3 protein-coding genes are annotated in these 2,633 nt (G+C 72.4%); 2 read left to right on the top strand and 1 reads right to left on the bottom strand.

Annotated elements, in window-relative coordinates:
- Nucleotides 1-106 precede the first annotated feature (106 nt).
- The gene (locus tag AB0F11_RS38030; RefSeq protein WP_362184420.1) at nt 107-517 is read left to right on the top strand and encodes a hypothetical protein; all 411 of its coding nucleotides are present in this window, start codon (nt 107-109) and stop codon (nt 515-517) included.
- Between the two features lie 103 nt (nt 518-620).
- Complete coding sequence (locus tag AB0F11_RS38025) at nt 621-1,313, top strand: hypothetical protein (protein WP_362184418.1); 693 nt, start codon at nt 621-623, stop codon at nt 1,311-1,313.
- Between the two features lie 2 nt (nt 1,314-1,315).
- Here the strand turns inward: AB0F11_RS38025 and AB0F11_RS38020 are convergent.
- A partial coding sequence (locus AB0F11_RS38020; RefSeq protein WP_362184416.1) for an ABC transporter permease occupies nt 1,316-2,633 on the bottom strand: 1,318 nt, incomplete at its 5' end.

The following is a 2,633-nucleotide window of genomic DNA, read 5'->3' as shown; positions in this document are numbered from 1 at the left end:
GTCGCCGCAACGAGCGGCTGGGAAGGGGCCGCCGGCCGGGGGAAACGCAGCGCCCCTCGGCGTCCGGTTACCCGCGCGCCGGAGCCGGAGCTGGTTGGCTGCGAGGATGAAGTACTTCGTGACGGTCCAGGCGAGCCAGGCCGACTACGACGCGATGACGGGGAAGGCCACACCCGCCTCTCCCTCGTGGAGCCGTCACGAGCTCATGGCGATGGTCGCCTTCATGGACCTGCTGAACTCGGAACTCGCCGCGTCCGGGGAGCTCTTGGACGCGCAGGGGTTCACCGAGCCGGCCGAGGCCCGGTTCGTCACCGGCGCGCCCGGGCGCGAAGCGGTGGTCACGGACCATCCGTACGCCGACAGTGACGTACTGACCGCCGGCTACTGGCTGCTGGAGTGCACCGGCCTCGACCGGGTCACCGAGATCGCGGCCCGCATCACGCACTGCCCGGTGCCGGCGGGGTCGCCCGAGTACCCGGTGGTGATCCGTCCGGTCGGCGAGGGGCCGCCGGTCTGAGCAACGGGGTCGGCCGGCCGGTTCCTTCGGGACCTCCCGTTGTCAGTGGCGGGTACGAAGATGTGACCGTACCGCTGAACAGGCAACATCCGAGGGGATCTCCATGTCCGCACCCGCTCCCGCCGCCCTCCCCTTCGCCACCGGATGGTGCGCCACCGATCTGGGCTCCTACCGGCCGTGCGAATACACCTACGAGGTCTATCCCCTGGAGAGCCTGCCCCCGCTCGACTCCGGCCGCCTCGACGGCAGCTTCGCCTGGCTGGCCGGCCCGGCTGCACCGGACGGACCGCAGTCGGAGCACGTGGAACAGCTCGCGGGCACGGAGGCGGCCCTGTCGGCCGTCGGCCTGCAGCTGCCCGCCGACTTCCGCGCCTTCTACGGCAGCGGCGGCCTCTGCCGCGCCTTCGACGAAGTGTCGGTGACGGCCTGCTGGAGCGATCTGTCCGGCCCCCTGGCAAGTCCGGCCGAGGACGGCGCCCGCCTCGTACGGTTCCTTCGGGACCAGCAGGACTGCGTCATCTGGTACCTCTACCTGCGCCCCGACCGGGAGGCGTTCGTGGTCGCCTCCCACCTGGACCTCGAACTCGCCGAAGAGGAGCTGGACGAGGAGCAGCGGGCCGAGTTCCGCACCGCAGCAGCGGGTTCGCTGCTGCGGTGCGCCACGAGCTTCGAGGAATTCGCCTACCGCTTCGTGGTCGAGAACGAGCTGTGGATGCACCTGAACACCACCACCCCCGATGCGCTCGCCCCTCATCTGCAGGAGTACCTCGACCACTACGCCACCGCGGCCGGCTGACCTCATCCCTCCGCGACGGCTTCGAGGGGGCTCAGTGCGGCTGCTCGGCGGGCGGGAACGGTGGCCGCGAGTGCGCCGGTCGCCAGGGACAGCAGGCAGATCAGGAGCAGCGTCCCCCAGGGCATGGCCAGGGCGTACTGCTCGATCGCGCCGTTGGCGAGGGAACCGACCGCCCAGGCGCCGAACAGGCCGCCGGTCAGGCCGAGGAGGGTGCCGAACGCGGCGACCGTCACCGCCTCCAGGCGGATCATCCGCCGGATTCCGGCGCGGTCCATGCCGAGGGCGCGCAGGGCGCCGATCTCGCGGGTCCGTTCGGCGACGGACATGGCCAGGGTGTTCACGATGCCGAGCCCGCCGATCACTGCGCCGATGGCGAGCATTCCGTACATGACGCCCAGCAGGTCCGCCATGGTGCCGGCGGCCTCGTGGACGATCTGCTGCCGGTCCTGCACCTTCAGCAGCGGGTTGTTGCCCACGGCGGCCCGCAGCCGCTCCTCGACGGCCCCGGAGACCGCGCCGGGGTCGGTGCGGACGAGGACACGCTGGACGGAGCCGGGCAGGAGGCTGTGCCGCGCCACCTCGGTGCGCGCGCCGAGCGCGTCGTGGGCGACGGGGGTGTCCTGGTAGACGCCCACGACGGTGTACTTCTCGAACTGCCGGCTCTGGCCCATGCCGGCGTTGATCTGACCGCCCGTGGTCACGCCGGCGGCCTTGGCGGTGGTGCTGGAGAGGGCGATCCGGCCCGGTCCGAGGTCCTTGGCGGAGCCGCTGACGAAGTGGAGCTTCATGACGGAGCCGACGGTCTCGGGGTCGACGCCGGAGATCTCGCGGACCCCGCCGCCGGTGAACAGGGTGGAGTCCGTGACGGCGCTCGCGGTGCGCACCCCGGCGGTGCCGGCCACCCTCCGTACGGCTTCGGGGTCGATGGCGGTCATGGTGGAGCGGGTGGTGATCACGTGGTCGGCGCCGAGTCCGGCGGCGGCCTGGCGGTCGAGGGCCTGCCCGGTGGAGTGTCCGATGACGGCGAGGCCGGAGACCAGTGCGGTGCTGATCAGCAGGGTGGCGGCGGTGGCCGCGGTGCGCCGCGGGTCGCGCAGGGCGTTCTCGCGGGCGAGGCGTCCGGTGATCCCGCTGCGGCCGGTCAGCCGTCCGGTCAGCCGGATCACCGGGACGGCGAGGAGCGGGGCGAGGACGATCAGGGCGACGGTGAGGAGGAGGCAGCCGACCATCGCGTTCTGCAGGTTCTCCTCGGAGGCGTCCTCGGCGCCCGTGAGCGAGATCAGCCGGCCCGCGCCGAGGGCGAGGAGGGCCAGGCCCGTC

This window comes from Streptomyces sp. NPDC032472, from assembly GCF_040636955.1.
Taxonomy (GTDB): Bacteria; Actinomycetota; Actinomycetes; order Streptomycetales; family Streptomycetaceae; genus Streptomyces.
The sequence above is the reverse complement of the archived record's forward strand: the minus strand, read 5'-3'. Positions and strand labels throughout refer to the sequence as shown.

What these genes read in the sequence shown, in the direction of transcription:
- AB0F11_RS38030 (WP_362184420.1), top strand. Translation starts at nt 107, where the DNA reads ATGAAGTACTTCGTGACGGTCCAGGCGAGCCAGGCCGACTACGACGCG.
- AB0F11_RS38025 (WP_362184418.1), top strand. Translation starts at nt 621, where the DNA reads ATGTCCGCACCCGCTCCCGCCGCCCTCCCCTTCGCCACCGGATGGTGC.